This is a genomic window from Rhodococcoides kyotonense (assembly GCF_900188125.1).
GTDB lineage: Bacteria > Actinomycetota > Actinomycetes > Mycobacteriales > Mycobacteriaceae > Rhodococcoides > Rhodococcoides kyotonense.
The window spans coordinates 503398-518668 of sequence record NZ_FZOW01000002.1 but is presented as its reverse complement, the minus strand read 5'-3'; the positions used below and the strand labels follow the sequence as shown (position 1 = coordinate 518668).

Here is a 15271-nt window from a genome sequence, read left to right as displayed (position 1 = left end):
CGCAGGCTCCACTCCCGCGGCTCCGCCTAGCACCAACAGCCCGAGCGGTATTTTTCCTTTCCGCCCCGCCACTCTGCCCCTGGTCGGATGAGCTTGATCACTACGGTGATCGAAAAGCGCAGTTCGACCGGGAGGGGGTGTGCGGGGCGGCTTGCGTTGTGCCCTAATATGGTTCGTCGTGATCGACGCACAAATCCTGGACAGCCCGGCTGCAACTTCTACCGTCCGAATCGCTCGTTGGACCCCGGGAGGGTGCGTCTGGTGCGGAAGCACCGACTCGATCGAGGACTATCGGAACGAGCCTCGCTGCAGCCTCTGCCGCGACAAAGAATCCATCATCGACGAGGCCAAGCACTTCATCGGAATGTACGGTCTGCGCCCGCTGGGCGGCACGCTTGCATCCGACGACGACGAAGAGCGTGAGTACCGCGTCACCGCTCGCGACGCACGTGCCGTGCTCAACAGCATCCGCCTCGAGAAGCTCCCCGATCCGGCCGCAGTCCGCAAGGCGTTGCGCCCCAGGGCTGCTGCTGCCGTCGCAGCGCCGCGTGTCGCGCCTGCAGGCACGTCCTCGTCGGCTCCCGCCAAGTCCGCGCCGCCGAAGAAGTCTCAGGCAGGCGTCACCGGCATCGACATGATCGAACTGCAGTCACGCGTCCAGAAGCTTCTCGTGCAGCTCACCGGAATCGACGAGCAGATCACAGCCCTCGACGGTCAGCAGAGCCTGCCCGCCCGCGCGCGGCTCAAGGATCTCGACAAGCAGCGCACGACGGTCCTGACGACCCTCGCCGCTCTCGAGAAGGCTCGTCGCCGCACCAACTGATCCCACCGTCACGCAAATGCATATGCATTTGCGTGACGGTGGGCGTTGTCGGGGGACGCCAGTAGGCTGGCCGGGTGTTCAGGTCGCTCACGCGCTTTCAGATCGTCGTCGACGTCGGTTTCGCCCTCGCCTTCACCGTTCTGTTCTTCGCTGCCGCAGTGGAACACAACGGCGTAGGCGCGACCATCGTTCTGCTCGGATACGGTGTCGCACTCGGCCTCCGCCGACTCTCCCCCGTCCTTGCGCTCGGACTGTCCTGGATCTGCGCGATCGGCCAGATGGCCGCCGGCCTCGGCACGCAGGCAGGCAACATCGCGATCCTGTTCGTGTTGTTCGCAACCGCCGCGTACGGTTCCCCCCGCCTGAGGAAAGTCGGACTCGCCTCGGTCGTGCTCGGCGGTGTCGTTGCAGCTCTGTTTCTCACGTTCGTCGGTGGCGACCAAGGCTTTCTGTACGAGGGCACCAGATCTGTCGGTGAGTACACCCGTCAGCTGCTGATCGTGCTCGTCGGATCGTGGGCGGTGCTCGGGCTGTCGTGGTCGCTCGGTCGTATCGCGCTCGCGAACCGAACATCGATCGAAGAGAAACACCAACGCGCGCTGGCCGAAATGGAGCAGGCTCAGGCGCTTCAGGACGTCGCCGTAGAACACGAGCGCAACCGCATTGCCCGCGACATGCACGACATCGTTGCTCACTCCCTCGCGGTCGTGATCGCACAGGCCGACGGCGCGCGGTACGCACGCGTCTCGGATCCCGAATCCGTCGACACTGCCCTCTCCACCATCTCCACCACCGCCCGCGACGCACTGCGCGACGTCCGAGGAGTGCTCGCCCAACTCCGGCACAACACGGACGACGCGCCCGCAACCGAATCGCAGGACCTGTCCACGCTCGTCGAACGTATGCGTACCGCGGGGCTGCGCATCGACTTCGACGGCCCCGGTGACACCTCCGCGCTCGGCGCGGGTGGCCAACTCACGCTGTACCGAATCGCACAGGAAGCATTGACCAACGCACTCCGACACGGAGATTCGTCGCACGCCGTCTCGATGAGCCTGACGTGCGACGACGCGGGCACGACGATGACGGTCCGCAACCGCGTGCGCGCCGCGGAGAGCACCGGCGGGCACGGGCTGATAGGAATGCGTGAACGCGCGGCATTGTCGGGCGGCACGCTCACGGCAAGTCTCGACGAAGGAGTATGGACACTCGTGGCACGACTCCCCGCAGCGGAAATCCAGGTCGGTCCTGCAGAGCCCACTCCCGCCGAGGTCGAACGATGACACCCATCCGCGTCGCACTCGTCGACGACCAGCAACTCTTTCGTGCGGGCATCAGGATGCTCGTCTCGTCGCAAGCCGACCTCGAGTTCGTCGGTGAAGCGGGCAACGGGCGCGAGGGCGTGAAGTTGGCCGCGTCGGCGTCGCCCGACGTCGTGCTGATGGACATTCGTATGCCCGTGCTCGACGGGATCGCAGCGACCGAGGAGATCGTCGCAAGCTCCGCCACTCCCCCGAAGATCGTGGTGCTGACGACATTCGACCTCGACGAGAGCGCGGCACGTGCCATCAAAGCGGGTGCGAGCGGTTTCGTGCTGAAGGACGCGGACCCCGAGTTTCTCCTCGCTGCGATTCGCACCGTTCATGCAGGCAATTCGGTCATCGCCGCGTCGGCGACCACTGCTTTGCTCGAGCACTTCACGGAAAGACCTGCAGCGCCGGTGATCCCGGAGCCGTTCACTCGACTGACATCCCGTGAACAGGAGATCTTCCGCCTGGCGGCGAAGGGGATGAGCAACTCCGAAATCGCCGCGGGTGAGTACCTCAGCGAGGCGACGGTGAAGACTCACATCAGTCGGATCTTCACCAAGCTCGACGTCCGCGACCGAGTTCAGCTGGTGGTGTACGCGTTCGAGCACGGCCTGGTGCGGTGACGCGCCGTAGCCGCACGTCATCCTCGAGATGTACGAGGTCTGGACTGCAGCCTGATTCTTTCGCGGCCGCGTACTCTTAGCGTTTCAGGCATGACACACACGCTTCCACCCGTCGCTCGGGTACACCAGGTTCGCAAAAGCTACGGAGACACGACGAACACCGTCCATGCTCTCGACGGCGTGTCCCTCGACATCCATCGCGGCGAGTTCACCGCGATCATGGGCCCGTCGGGCTCCGGCAAGTCCACGCTGATGCACGTCATGGCCGGACTCGACTCGGTCACATCGGGACAGGTCACTCTCGCCGACACCGACATCACCGATCTGGGCGACGACGCCTTGACCGAATTACGGCGTAGGCAGATCGGCTTCATCTTCCAGTCGTTCAATCTCGTTCCGACACTGGACGTCAGGGCAAATATCATGTTGCCGTTCGAACTCGACGGTCGCGCGCCCAGCGCGGCGGAATCGTCATGGGTCGAGCATCTGATCACGACGCTCGGCCTCGGCGCACGGACGGACCACCGGCCGCATCAGCTGTCCGGTGGCCAACAGCAACGCGTCGCGATCGCTCGTGCTCTCGGTTCCCGTCCCCATTTGGTCTTCGCCGACGAGCCCACCGGCAACCTCGACTCCCGAACCGGACGCGAGGTGCTGTCGCTGCTCGCCGCATCGGTGCGCGAATACGGCCAGTCGATCGTGATGGTCACGCACGACCCCGTCGCCGCCGGGTACGCCGACCGCATCGTCTTTCTCGCCGACGGGCATGTCGTGGACGAGCGTCGCCGGTCGACGCCAGAGCAGATCTCCAGTTTCATGCTCGCGATGGAGGCGGCAGCATGAGGGCCATGACGAACTCGTCCGGACGACGAGATCACGGTGCAAGCATTCTGGTGACTGCGTTGGCGTCGTTCTTCGGTGTCGTACTGATCCAGGCAACTGCGTTCCTGCTCGACATCTTCGGCGACGAGGGGGAAGGTTCGATCGCGATCGCGCTGTACTGCGTCGCGATGGTGTTCATCCTGCTGGCGTTGTACGTCGCCGCGGTGGTCACGGCCAACACCTTCGGGGCCATCGTCGCGGGCCGTACGAAAACCATTGCGCTGCTGCGACTTCTCGGTGCGTCGGGGCGCGAGCTCCGTCGGTCCGCGTCGCGAGAGGGCTTGTCGGTCGGATTGTTCGGCGCGGCGGTCGGTCTTGTGGTCGGCGTGGCGTCGAGTCATCTCGCCCGGGCACTCGCCGTATCGGCCGGCAAGCTACCCGACGTCGCCTATACGACGCTTCAGCCCCTGGTTGCGATGCCCGTCGTCATCGTCGTCGGGACCACGTGGGCCGCGTCGTACATCGGGGCGAGGCGCGTCCTGGAGGTGACGCCTATCCAAGCGACCGGCACCGTCGTCGAGACTCCTGGAGTGGCTGCATCCCATCGACGGGCGCGAACGACGTTGGCCGTCGTCCTGATCGCGGGCGGTGTGATCCTGCTCGGTCTCGGTGTCGTCATCGGAACCATCACTCCTGCAGGTGTTCTCGTCGCGTTCGCCGGCGGGGCCGCGTCGTTCACCGGGGTCATGGTGGGTGCACATCGAATTGTGCCGTGGCTGCTGCGGCTGGTCGGGCGACTGCTCGGTGGTTCGCCGTCGGCACGGCTCGCCGCAGCCAATGCCACGCGATACCCGGAGCGGAGTACGCGAACAGCGTTGGGGCTGTTGATCGGTGTGACGCTGGTCGTGACGTTCGCAGTCGCGATGTACAGCTACCGGGCGATGCTGGAGAACGAGTTCAGCGCGGAATCACTCGACCAGGTCCTGACGGTGACCGTCGGCATCATGACCGGCTTGATCGGATTCTCCGGCGTCATCGCTGCGGTCGGAATGGTCAACAACCTGTCGCTCAGCGTCATTCAGCGGACTCGTGAGCTGGGATTGTTGCGCGCACTCGGGTTCACGCGCAAGCAGATTCGCGGGATGATCATGTCCGAAAGTGCGCAGATGGTCGTCGCGTCGATGGGCTTCGGGTTGCTGCTCGGCATCGTCTACGGGTGGGCCGCGGCGCAGTCGCTGCTGGGATCGATCGCACAGTCGGGAATCACGCTGCCGACGCTGCCGTGGGCGGTCATCGTGGGCACGGTGTTGTGCGCAGCAGCACTTGCGTTGGTCGCGTCGCTGGCCCCTTCGCGTCGAGCGAACACGATCTCGCCGGTCGTCGCCCTCGCCGATGCGTGAGGCGGGAGTGGGTCAGCGCCGCCGGGCCAGGATGAGCGCGAACCGCTCCTGCGAATCGGTCCAGAATTCGTCGACACCGAACCCTGCGTCGGCGAGTTCACGTTCGATCCCGTCGCGCCGGAACTTCGCCGAGATCTCCGTGCGCAGTTCTTCGCCGTCCTCGAACACCACGTCGAGGTCGAGGTCCTCGATGCGTACGTGCTGCGTCCCGTCGGCGCGGAGGCGCATCTCGATCCATTCGTCCTCGGCGTTCCACAGCGCCACGTGCTGGAACTTCTGCGGATCGAAGTCGGCTCCGAGGCGCGTGTTGAGCACCGACAACACATTCGCGTTGAATTGCGCTGTGACACCGGCCGAGTCGTCGTACGCCGGAACCAGCACATCCGGATCGATGACGAGCCCGACGCCGAGCACGAGGAATTCGTCGGCCACCAGGGCGCCTGCGATGTCCGCAAGGAAGACCTGCCGCTCCTCCGGCACGAGGTTGCCGAGCGTGCCGCCGAGGAACGCGATGGTGCGCCGTCCGTCGGCAGGCAAATTCTGCAGCGTGTCGGTGAAATCGCTGACGATTCCCTGCACCTCGAGCGAGGGAAACTCCTGTGAGATCTGCGCGATCGCCCCGGTCAACGCCGACGGTGAGACGTCCTGCGGCACGTACTTGCGCAGCGACCCATGCTTGGTGCCCGCGGCGAGCAACAGACGTGTCTTCTCCGACGACCCGGACCCGAGCTCGACGAGAATGGCCGCATCGGTGCGTTCGGCGATGTCGTAGGCATACGTTTCGATGAGTGCCCGCTCGGTGCGCGTCGGGTAGTACTCGGGCAGCTCGGTGATCCGCTCGAACAGATCGCTCCCCGCCGCGTCGTAGAACCATTTGGGCGACAACCACTTCGGCGACGCCGTCAGCCCCTGTCTCACATCGGTGCGGAGATCCTCGAGCAACCGCTCCGGTGAGATGTGCACGTCGAGTGCGGTGTCGGACATGGTTCTCCTTCAGTCGAGGTCGGTGATGTCGACGCTGCCGGGATTGGCGCAGACGAACTTGTGATCGCCGATCGGATTCCAGCGGGGGTCGTCGTCGAGGGGCTCGGATGCAATGGTCACCGAATCACCGGTGTCGAGCACGGCGAGCGAGTGATACACGGTGGTGGCGTAGAGGTTCCGGCCGTCGCCGAGCAGGAGGTTCAATCGCGGGTTCGGCGACGCTGCCAGCACTCGGGACGCAAGCTGTCGCAACGCTTTTTCGGGTTCGTGGTCCTGGAAAAGACGTTTCAGAACGACCCACAGGACCGCGGAATCGGTGGGTGCGGGGAGTGTGAGCAGGTCGCGCGTCGGGATGTCCGACGCGAGTTCGACCAACACGTCCGGGAAGCCGAACACCACCCCGTTGTGACTGAAGGCCCACTGCTCGTCCGTGAACGGCGCGCACGCGGTCCGCTCGATGGGCATTCCGACGGTGGCGGAGCGCACCGCGGCAACCACTGCGGTCGATTCGACGTCGGCCAGGGTGTTGTCGATTGCCGGATCCGACCAGATGGGCATCGCGTTGCGGTAGGAACCCACGCCCCTCGGGCCCCACCACGCCGCACCGAAACCGTCGGCGTTGATGGTGCCACCGCCGCGCATGTCCTTCGGCGCCCACGACTGGACGCGCAACGAGTTGGCGCCTGCCGTCAGGACGTCGGCGACGCCGCGGGCAGGCCCCAGATAGCCGAGGTGCCTACACATCGACTACGTCTCGCGCACAACGGATTCCGGCGAATATCTGCCTGCGTATCGGATGGTCCCAGTTGCGGAACGTGCTGCGACAGGCGACCTCGTCGGTGCCGAACGAACCACCGCGCAGCACACGATAGTCCCCACTCCAGAACACCTCCGAGTACTCGGCGTACGGGAACGCCTCGAAGCCCTGGTAGGGCTCGAAGTTCGACGACGTCCACTCCCACACGTCGCCGATCAGCTGCTGAACACCCTGCGCCGACGCGCCGTCGGGGTAGGCGCCGACGTCCGCCGGTTCGAGGTGGCGTTGGCCGAGGTTCGCATGGGTCTCCGTCGGCTCGGCATCGCCCCACGGATACTTGGACACCGAGGCGGTCGACGGGTCGAATCGGGCCGCTTTTTCCCATTCCGCTTCGGTGGGCAGCCGTTTGCCCGCCCACGTCGCGTATGCCTCTGCTTCGAAGAAACAGACATGCACGACAGGCTGATTCGGGCGCACCGGTGCCGTCACACCGAATGCCCGACGCCACCAGCCGCCGTCGGCGTCGCGCTCCCAGAACTGCGGTGCACTCAGCCCCTCGGCGCTCCGATGCGCCCACCCGCGTTCGCTCCACAGCTCGGGGCGCTCGTATCCGCCGTCGTCGATGAACGCGGTGTACTGGGCATTGGTGACCGGCGCGACGTCGATCGCGAACGTGGGCACGTACGTCGAGTGTGCGGGCCGCTCGTTGTCCAACGCCCACGGATCGAGGGACGTGCCCATCGAGAACTCGCCTCCGGCGATGACGACCTCTCCCGACGCGGGGACTCGTGCAGGCGGCGGCGACGGCGCGGTCAACACCGCGGGCCCGACGCGCAACTGGTGCGTCGCCAGCATGGTCTCGTCGTGCTGCTGTTCGTGCTGGGCGATCATGCCGAAGGCGAATCCGTCGCGTTCGAGCCTGCGCCCACCCAGCGGACTCGTGTCGAGTACGTCCCACACCTTGTCGCGGACCGTCGACACGTACGCGCGGGCCTCGTCGGGAGACAACAACGGCAGGGCCGGTCTGCTCGACCGGGAGTGTTTGAACGCGTCGTACAGCTCGTCTATGTCCTGGCGGACCGGCTCACGGCCGCCGACGTCGCGAACGAGCCACAGCTCTTCCTGGTTGCCGATATGCGCGAGATCCCATACCAGCGGGCTCATCAGCGGCGAATGTTGTGCGATCAGATCGTTCTCGTCGACGCACTGTGTGAGCGCTTCGCTGCGCGCGCGACTGCGCGACAAGACCTTCTCGACGGTGGCTCTCAATTGCTCTGTTTCGCTCACACCGGCTCCCTGTCGGTCGAAGGTCTGGTGGTCGATGACGTGGGTATATCGCCGCGGCGACATCGCTCGGCGGCGAGGAACAACGACTCGGCGTGATCGGTCGAATTCTCCGCGGCGAGGCGCAGAAGATCCTCGGCGACGCGTCGAAACTCGGCGTCGGCCAGGCCGTATCGGGCCGCATCGATCCAGCGCCCCGACGTATCGAGCGCGCTTCGATACGCCGACTCCACGACGTCGGGATTGGACAACAGGGCGTCGAACGCGGCAGCGGGAACGACCCACTGGTTGTCCGGCTGGGCGTCGAGATAACGGACTTCGAGATGACCACATGCTCGGACATGCGGAAAGAGCGTCGTGAGGTGGTACTCGAGATCGGCGACGGTCGGGCGGCGTCCGATTCGGCTCTCGTCCGCGATCCACTCCGCGAACGACATACCCTCGGGTGCTTCCCAATTCTCCGTGTCCCCGCGAATACACAGCAACGGCACGTCGAGCGCCCATCTCGCGTAGTCGGAGATGGGATCACCGGTGCTGGGAACGTCGGTGCGCGAGCCGTCCAACTCGAGCCACGTGCGCATGCGCTGCGACGCCCACCCGTCGTCCGGCGCGCCGTGAAGCTTCGGGGAACACGCGAAGGCGGCGACGAAAGCGGGACCGATCGTCTCCAGCATCCGCCAGCGGCTGGTGACGTCGGCACGATCGGCACCGGCGTCGACGCTGATCTGTGCGGCTGCGGTGTTGCACATCATCAACTTGCCGTACGGGCCGATGGTCGTGAATCGGTTCTCCATCGCGCAATACCGCGGCAGAACCAGCAGGCGGTGTGCGGCACGGTCGGCATCCGCAGGCACCGACGACAGTGTGACGCTGTGGGCTCCGAGCAGTACGTCGACGAATCGTGCGTCGGCATCGAGTGCGTCCTGTAGTTCGCGCACCGAAGCGTACGGAGAGCTGGAAAGTTCTATCTGGCCGCCGGGTTCGACTGTGACGGCGCTTCCCCCTGGCAACGGCGAGGCGGGTGAATCGGGTGAAATGCTGCGCGGCGCGTACTCCCCCAGAGCGATCGCGAGATGCGCGAGCGACGGCCTGTCGCCGTCGGCGGTATGCGTCAGAAATTCGAGTTCGGCGCCGATGAGCTGCGGTGGCCCCAGCTTGAAACAGACACTTGCGACATATGCCTCGGCCGCTGGGCGCGAGGACAATTCGAGGGACTTCTCGTTGGACGACATGGGAGCCTCCTAGCTCTCGTCCCCACTACCCCGGGCGGATTCCGCGGAAACGCCGGGTTGATCGCTCCCGAACCGCTTCCCGTGTGAAAGCCTGTCTTCGACACTAGCCACGAGTCCACCACAGTGCACCGACAATGTCCGTCTCCGGAAGGCTCCGACATGTTCGACCTGGACAGAATTCGTCGAGATACCCCTGCCGCCGCGACCGCCGTGTTCCTCGACAGCGCCGGGTCCTCGTTGCCGCCGGACCCCGTCGTTGAGACGGCCGTCGCGCATCTGCGTCGGGAAGCGGTCGTCGGTGGCTACCGCGCAGCAAACGAGCGAATGTCCGATCTGTCCCGTGTCAAGACGTCGATCGCGGCGTTGATCGGGGCACAGGCGTCGGACATCGCGTTGAGTGACAGCGCAACTCGCGCGTGGAGCGATTTCTTCTACTCGATTCCTCTGAACAAGGGCGACCGAGTTCTACTGTGCGAGGTCGAATACGCGAGCAATGCGATCGCGGCGTTGCAGCGGGCCGCGGCGGTCGGCGCCGTCGTCGAGTTCGTGCCGAGTGATCCGAGTGGGCAGATCGATCTCGACGCATTCGAGAAGATGCTCGACGACTCGGTCCGAATCGTCTCGCTCGTGCATGCCCCGACCAACGGCGGACTCGTCAATCCGGCGCGTGAGGTAGCCGAACTGGCTCACCGCCACGGCGCGCTCGTGCTGCTCGACGCGTGCCAGTCGATCGGGCAGATCCGCGTCGACGTCGAAGAACTCGGAGTCGACGCCCTCAGCGCGACAGGCCGAAAGTGGCTACGAGGTCCCCGCGGCACCGGCTTTCTGTATCTGCGGCCCGAACTGGCCAGTTCGCTCGAACCGCCCGCGCTCGATCTGCACAGCGCCCAATGGACGAGCGAGAACGAGTACCGCCTCGCGCCCGACGTCACACGATTCGAGTTCTGGGAGTGCGACGTCGCAGCCCGGCTGGCGCTGGGCACAGCCGTCGACTATCTGCTCGACATCGGGATCGACAACGCGGCCGAGGCGATCTGCGAGCGTGCCGACTACCTGCGCGCGGCGTTGCGGAGCGTCGACGGCGTGACCGTGCACGACCTCGGTGAACGCAAGAGCGGCATCGTCTCGTTCACCGTCGACGGCAAGGCACCGACCGACGTCCGCGACGCGTTGGCGGAGAAGAACGTGACGGTGACCGTCAGCCACCGGCGCTCGACGCTCGTCGACATGACACAGCGCGGGCTCGACGCCGTCGTCCGGGCGTCGCCGCACTACTTCGTCACGTTCGATCAGCTCGACGAGATGGTGAAGGCACTCCGCGACTTGTGAGCGAACAGACCGGCTATGTATTTCCATTCACATACGGCGAGGCCGGCCACTACCGTGCCCAACACCGCCGGCCACGTGATTCGGTCGTCGAACATGATGTAGGCCCACACCATCGTGGTTCCGGGTGTCAGATAGAGCAACGCACTGGCCCTGGTGGCGCCGCTGCGCCGGACCACGAACATGTACGTGCCGTACGCACCGAACGTCGACAGCACAACGAGCCATACGACGGCCGTCCAGAACCCCGTGGTCGACGGCGGCGTCACCTCGCCGGTGACGACGTTCCACGCCATGAACAACGTCGCGGCAACTGCACCTTGGATGCACATCGCGAGCGGAATCGGCTCGCTCGTCTGCATTCTCCGTTCGAGAACCGTGCCGAACGACAGCGACAGCATCCCTGCCAACGGCAGTAGATATGCGGGCCACGACGCAGTGCCGCCGCCCAGATCACCGGCGACGACGATGATCACGCCGCCGAAACCGACGGCCAACCCGATCGCGCGCCTGCGCTCGAACGATTGCCCGAGCACACGCGTCGACAGCGCTGCGACGACGAGCGGTTGCATCGCGGCGACCAGCGCGGACGTCCCGGCCGGCACTCCGGCACCCACGCCCGCGAAGATGCACGCGAGATAGAGGAACTGGCTGAAGAAACCGAGGACGGTGTGTCTGCGCACGGCTGTCCACGTCGGGCGCAGGCCGCGGAACCAACACCACAACCCGAGTACGACGACGGCGCATACGTACCGCCAGCCGAGCAACGTGTGCGCCGACGCGTGGGCGGTGCCCAGTTCGGCCCCGATGAATCCGGAACTCCAGAGGACTACCAGTGCAGTGGCGGCGATGGCGTCGGTTCGCGTCATACCTGTGAGGTAACCATACAGGTCTGTATACTTGCAGTGGACCTGTGAGAGGAGACACATGACGAAGGCGCTCACGCCTGCGGGCGAACGCATTCTGACCGTCGCGAGCGCACTGTTCTACGAACGCGGCATCCGAGCCGTCGGCGTCGACCTCATCGCCGACGAGGCCGGCACGACGAAGAAGACGCTCTACGACCGCTTCGGCTCGAAGGACGGTCTGGTCATGCGGTACCTGGAACGCCGATACGAGACGTGGTGTGCGTTCGTCCTCGACTTCCTGGACGCGTACGAGCCCGGTCCCACACGCGTCCTCGGGGTCTACGACGCGCTCGAGGCGTGGATGCGGGACAACCACCGCGGCTGTGGATTCGTCAACGCGTTCGCGGAGTACGGCGGCACCGACCACCCCTCACTCGAGGTGATCAGGTCCGAGAAGGACTGGACCCGCGCGCTGTTCGTGCGTCTCGCGACGGAGGCCGGTATGGCGTCGCCCGACGACCTGGGCCTCCGTTTGTCCCTGCTCCACGAGGGTGCCGTCGTCATGTCCACTGCCGGACAGCGCGACGACGCCATCGAGGTGGCTCGTGATGTCGCGTCGCGCCTCGTGAGTGGCAATGTATAGCCCAGTACACATTTCTGCTCACGAGGAGAGTCGTGTAAAGTACTCCGGGTTGTCTCGGCGAGGGTAGATCCCCACAGGAACTACCGTGATCGACGCGGCTCGGCCCCTGGCCTTGCTCGTTCGTGTCTGCCCCGACGAAGCCAAGTCCACCCAGTGATCCAGGAGCCATTCTTCATGTCGAGCGAAGCAAACAACCTCAAGGCGATCGTCCGCACCGAATTCGGCAAGGGCGCTGCACGTCGCACCCGTCGTGACGGCCAGGTCCCCGCAGTTCTGTACGGACACGGCACCGACCCGCAGCACCTCGCGCTGGACACCCGCGCATTCGCTGCTGTTCTGCGTAACCACGGCACCAACGCCGTTCTGACCCTCGACATCGACGGCTCGGAGCAGATCGCGCTGACCAAGTCCGTCGTCGTGCACCCGATCAAGCGCAGCATCGAGCACGCCGATCTCCTCGTCCTGAAGAAGGGCGAGCGCGTGTCCGTCGAGGTCAACGTCGTCGTCGAAGGTGACGCTGCTGCCGGAACGCTCGTCACCACCGACTCGACCGTCGTCGAGATCGACGCCGACGCGCTGTCCATCCCCGAGTCGATCACCGTCTCCGTCGAAGGCGCCGAGGCCGGCACCCAGATCACCGCCGGTGGCCTGACCCTGCCGTCCGGCGTCACCCTGGTGTCCGACGCCGAACTCCTGCTCGTCAACGTCGTCGAGGCTCCGTCCGAGGAAGACCTCGAGGCAGAGGGCGAAGGCACCGAGGACATCTCCGAGGTCGGCGAGGCCGAGACTCAGGAAGAGGCTGCTTCGGACGACTCCGAGAGCTGATTTCTCCTTCTCTTCCGACGCGCCGTTCCCACACCGGGAGCGGCGCGTCGTCGTTTCTCGAGTCGATGGGAGCATGGACACCGTGAATTCGGACAACGCGCTGATCGTCGGCCTCGGCAACCCGGGGCCTCAGTACGACACCACACGCCACAACGTGGGTTTCATGGTCGCCGATGTGCTGGCGGCCCGCATCGGCGCCACGTTCTCGTCACACAAGAAGTCGAATTCCGATGTCGTGCAAGCACGTTCGAACGACCGGTCCGTCGTCGTCGCGAAGCCGCGGACGTTCATGAATCTGTCCGGGCAACCCGTCGCGGCTCTGGCACGGTTCTTCTCCGTCGAACCCGGCAACATCATCGTGATTCACGACGAGCTGGACATCGACTTCGGCACGATCCGGCTCAAGATCGGCGGTGGCGAGGGCGGCCACAACGGTCTGCGATCCATTTCGCAGCACTTGTCCACGAAGGACTACCAGCGCGTACGCGTCGGCGTCGGACGGCCTCCCGGCCGAATGGACCCCGCGTCGTACGTTCTGAAGCCGTTCTCCGCGGCCGAACGCAAAGATCTCGGTGTGATCTGCGAGGAGGCCGCCGACGCGGCCGAGTTGATCTTGCGCGTCGGGCTCGAGGCCGCACAGAATCAGGTCCATCCCCGCTCGTGAGTGTTTATGTATAGCCCTCTATACATAAACACTCACGAGGGCGTCAGCCCAGCAGCGCCGCCGAATTCGACCGACGCAACTTGCCCGACGACGTCTTCGGGATCGACCCCGGCCCCAGGACGGCCACGGTCCTCGGACGCACTCCGACCTCCGAGTACACCGCATGCACCACCTCGTGCTCGATGCGCTTGACCTCGTCGGGATTCTGAAAATCGTTGGTCTCCACGGCAACTGCGAAACTCTCGCGCTTCTCACCCGCGTCGAGCCGGATCGCGACGGCATTGCCCGGGCGCACGCCCGCCACCGAACCTGCGGCACGCTCGATGTCGGTGGGATAGATGTTCCGGCCGCCCATGATGATGACGTCCTTGATGCGACCGCAGACGACGACCAGACCTTCCTCGGTGAAATAGCCGATGTCGCCGGTGTCGAGCCAGCCGTCGCCGTCCTGAGTCGCAACGGGACCGTCGACGGTGATGTAGCCGGGCGTGACAGCTTTGCCCCGCACCTCGATGATGCCGACGCCGCGCGGGGTGAGCACCTGCCCCTCCTTGTCGACGACGCGTCCCTCGAGGTTGGGAACCATCTTGCCGAGCGTCGCCAGCCGTCGGACATTGCCCTTGGTCGTCGGAACTGCACGACCCATCGCTTCGAGGAGATCGGCGTCGACGACGTCGAGTACCTGACCTTGCCCCGGGTCCGGAATGGACACTGCGAGAGTCGTTTCCGCCATCCCGTACACCGGAGCGAGAGCGTGCGGATCCAGACCGTACTGCCGACCCGCTTCCGCCAATGCGATCATCGTGTCCGGATCCACGGGCTCGGCGCCGTTCCATGCGTACCGCAGCGTGCTGAGGTCGAGATCCAGGTCGTCTTCCGCCTGACGCAACCGTCGCGCAAGCAGTGAGTACGCGAAATTCGGTGCAGCCGTGACAGTTCCGCCGTACTTGTGAATCAGCTTGGCCCACAACAGCGGTGACCGCAGGAAGTCGAGCGGCGTGATGCTGACGACCTCGGCACCGACCTGCATCGGCACCGTCAGGAAGCCGACCATCCCCATGTCGTGGAACAGCGGAAGCCAACTGACCATGACGTCGGAGTCGACGTCGAACTTGATCCGGTCGATCATCGCGTACGCATTGACGTAGAAGTTCTCGTGCGTGATGCGCACCGCCTTCGGCGAACCGGTGGATCCGGACGTCAACTGCTGCAACGCGATATCGGACTCCTCGGTCGGTATCGGGTCGACGTCGCGGCCGTCGTGCATGTCCTCGATCTTCAGTACCGTGATGCCGCGCTCTTCCAGAACCGGCGCAGCGATGTCGAACGGCGCTCCGAGGACGACCGCCTTCGCTTCGATCATCTTCACGACGGTTTCGGTGTCCTCGCCCCACACCGCGAGGTCGGTCCGCGGCGTCGGTTGGTGCAGCATCGTGACCGAGCCACCGCGCATCCAGGCCGCCTGACATGCGGGCGCGATATCGACCGGCTGACCGGCGAGAATGCCGATCGCGTCGCCGTGGCCGATCCCCGAATCGGCGAGCGCGCCCGCCATCCGCCGTGCGAGGCCGTGAATTTCACCCCACGACTGCCGCAGCGCCTCGTCGGGCTCACCGGTGACGAGTCCTCGTCGACTGCTGCCCGCCGTGGCGAACATTTCTTCGGTGAACTTGCTCATGCAGTTTCCTCCGTCGCAGACGCTTCTCTAGGCTATTCAATCCATGTACGGA

General features: G+C 65.3%; 15 protein-coding genes. 9 read left to right on the top strand and 6 right to left on the bottom strand.

The window, feature by feature from the left end:
- The first annotated feature begins 178 nt into the window (after positions 1-178).
- The 5 genes from CHB96_RS05315 (at position 179) to CHB96_RS05295 (ending at position 4978) form a co-directional block, all read left to right on the top strand.
- Positions 179-823 (top strand): hypothetical protein, encoded by a 645-nt coding sequence (locus tag CHB96_RS05315; protein ID WP_245865245.1) that lies wholly within the window; start codon positions 179-181, stop codon positions 821-823.
- Positions 824-897: 74 nt separating this feature from the next.
- Entirely contained in the window at positions 898-2106 is a 1209-nt protein-coding gene (locus CHB96_RS05310; RefSeq protein ID WP_089243727.1) for a sensor histidine kinase, read from the top strand.
- A complete protein-coding gene (locus CHB96_RS05305; RefSeq protein ID WP_089243726.1) occupies positions 2103-2756 on the top strand; it encodes a response regulator in 654 nt (217 codons plus the stop codon). The genes CHB96_RS05310 and CHB96_RS05305 overlap by 4 nt, the downstream gene beginning before the upstream one ends.
- A 90-nt stretch (positions 2757-2846) precedes the next feature.
- A complete protein-coding gene (locus tag CHB96_RS05300; protein ID WP_089243724.1) occupies positions 2847-3599 on the top strand; it encodes an ABC transporter ATP-binding protein in 753 nt (250 codons plus the stop codon).
- Between the two features lie 5 nt (positions 3600-3604).
- Positions 3605-4978, top strand: coding sequence for an ABC transporter permease (locus CHB96_RS05295; RefSeq protein WP_245865242.1), 1374 nt, complete (start codon positions 3605-3607; stop codon positions 4976-4978).
- Between the two features lie 12 nt (positions 4979-4990).
- Here the strand turns inward: CHB96_RS05295 and egtD are convergent, their stop codons facing one another.
- Genes egtD through egtA form a run of 4 tightly spaced genes read right to left on the bottom strand, consistent with a single transcriptional unit; the run spans position 4991 to position 9235 of the window.
- A complete protein-coding gene (egtD, locus tag CHB96_RS05290; RefSeq protein WP_089243720.1) occupies positions 4991-5962 on the bottom strand; it encodes an L-histidine N(alpha)-methyltransferase in 972 nt (323 codons plus the stop codon).
- 9 nt (positions 5963-5971) lie between these two features.
- Positions 5972-6706, bottom strand: coding sequence for an ergothioneine biosynthesis protein EgtC (gene egtC, locus CHB96_RS05285; protein ID WP_089243718.1), 735 nt, complete (start codon positions 6704-6706; stop codon positions 5972-5974).
- Entirely contained in the window at positions 6699-8069 is a 1371-nt protein-coding gene (egtB, locus tag CHB96_RS05280) for an ergothioneine biosynthesis protein EgtB (protein ID WP_089243716.1), read from the bottom strand. The genes egtC and egtB overlap by 8 nt, the downstream gene beginning before the upstream one ends.
- The gene (egtA, locus tag CHB96_RS05275; protein ID WP_089243714.1) at positions 8003-9235 is read right to left on the bottom strand and encodes an ergothioneine biosynthesis glutamate--cysteine ligase EgtA; all 1233 of its coding nucleotides are present in this window, start codon (positions 9233-9235) and stop codon (positions 8003-8005) included. Before egtA ends, egtB begins: the two co-directional genes overlap by 67 nt.
- A 159-nt stretch (positions 9236-9394) precedes the next feature.
- Here egtA and CHB96_RS05270 point away from each other — a divergent pair, with 159 nt between their 5' ends.
- Positions 9395-10564: an aminotransferase class V-fold PLP-dependent enzyme gene (locus CHB96_RS05270; RefSeq protein ID WP_089243712.1), complete on the top strand. Its 1170-nt coding sequence runs from the start codon at positions 9395-9397 to the stop codon at positions 10562-10564.
- Here CHB96_RS05270 and CHB96_RS05265 read toward each other — a convergent pair.
- Positions 10525-11430 carry a DMT family transporter gene (locus CHB96_RS05265; protein ID WP_089243939.1) on the bottom strand — a complete coding sequence of 302 codons (906 nt, stop codon included), beginning with the start codon at positions 11428-11430 and terminating at the stop codon, positions 10525-10527. The two genes, CHB96_RS05270 and CHB96_RS05265, sit on opposite strands and share 40 nt — an antisense overlap.
- Positions 11431-11488: 58 nt before the next feature.
- Here CHB96_RS05265 and CHB96_RS05260 point away from each other — a divergent pair, with 58 nt between their 5' ends.
- From CHB96_RS05260 to pth, 3 genes are all read left to right on the top strand, one after another.
- Positions 11489-12052: a TetR/AcrR family transcriptional regulator gene (locus CHB96_RS05260; protein WP_089243710.1), complete on the top strand. Its 564-nt coding sequence runs from the start codon at positions 11489-11491 to the stop codon at positions 12050-12052.
- 174 nt (positions 12053-12226) lie between these two features.
- The gene (locus CHB96_RS05255; protein WP_089243937.1) at positions 12227-12877 is read left to right on the top strand and encodes a 50S ribosomal protein L25/general stress protein Ctc; all 651 of its coding nucleotides are present in this window, start codon (positions 12227-12229) and stop codon (positions 12875-12877) included.
- Positions 12878-12959: 82 nt separating this feature from the next.
- A complete protein-coding gene (gene pth, locus CHB96_RS05250) occupies positions 12960-13541 on the top strand; it encodes an aminoacyl-tRNA hydrolase (RefSeq protein WP_089243935.1) in 582 nt (193 codons plus the stop codon).
- A gap of 43 nt (positions 13542-13584) precedes the next feature.
- Here pth and CHB96_RS05245 read toward each other — a convergent pair whose 3' ends face one another.
- Positions 13585-15219, bottom strand: coding sequence for a fatty acyl-AMP ligase (locus tag CHB96_RS05245; protein WP_089243708.1), 1635 nt, complete (start codon positions 15217-15219; stop codon positions 13585-13587).
- Positions 15220-15271 lie beyond the last annotated feature (52 nt).

Coding starts and splice junctions, on each gene's coding strand:
- CHB96_RS05305 (WP_089243726.1), top strand. CDS start 2,103: ATGACACCCATCCGCGTCGCACTCGTCGACGACCAGCAACTCTTTCGT.
- CHB96_RS05300 (WP_089243724.1), top strand. CDS start 2,847: ATGACACACACGCTTCCACCCGTCGCTCGGGTACACCAGGTTCGCAAA.
- CHB96_RS05295 (WP_245865242.1), top strand. CDS start 3,605: ATGACGAACTCGTCCGGACGACGAGATCACGGTGCAAGCATTCTGGTG.
- egtD (WP_089243720.1), bottom strand. CDS start 5,962: ATGTCCGACACCGCACTCGACGTGCACATCTCACCGGAGCGGTTGCTC.
- egtC (WP_089243718.1), bottom strand. CDS start 6,706: ATGTGTAGGCACCTCGGCTATCTGGGGCCTGCCCGCGGCGTCGCCGAC.
- egtB (WP_089243716.1), bottom strand. CDS start 8,069: ATGTCGCCGCGGCGATATACCCACGTCATCGACCACCAGACCTTCGAC.
- egtA (WP_089243714.1), bottom strand. CDS start 9,235: ATGTCGTCCAACGAGAAGTCCCTCGAATTGTCCTCGCGCCCAGCGGCC.
- CHB96_RS05270 (WP_089243712.1), top strand. CDS start 9,395: ATGTTCGACCTGGACAGAATTCGTCGAGATACCCCTGCCGCCGCGACC.
- CHB96_RS05265 (WP_089243939.1), bottom strand. CDS start 11,430: ATGACGCGAACCGACGCCATCGCCGCCACTGCACTGGTAGTCCTCTGG.
- CHB96_RS05260 (WP_089243710.1), top strand. CDS start 11,489: ATGACGAAGGCGCTCACGCCTGCGGGCGAACGCATTCTGACCGTCGCG.
- CHB96_RS05255 (WP_089243937.1), top strand. CDS start 12,227: ATGTCGAGCGAAGCAAACAACCTCAAGGCGATCGTCCGCACCGAATTC.
- CHB96_RS05245 (WP_089243708.1), bottom strand. CDS start 15,219: ATGAGCAAGTTCACCGAAGAAATGTTCGCCACGGCGGGCAGCAGTCGA.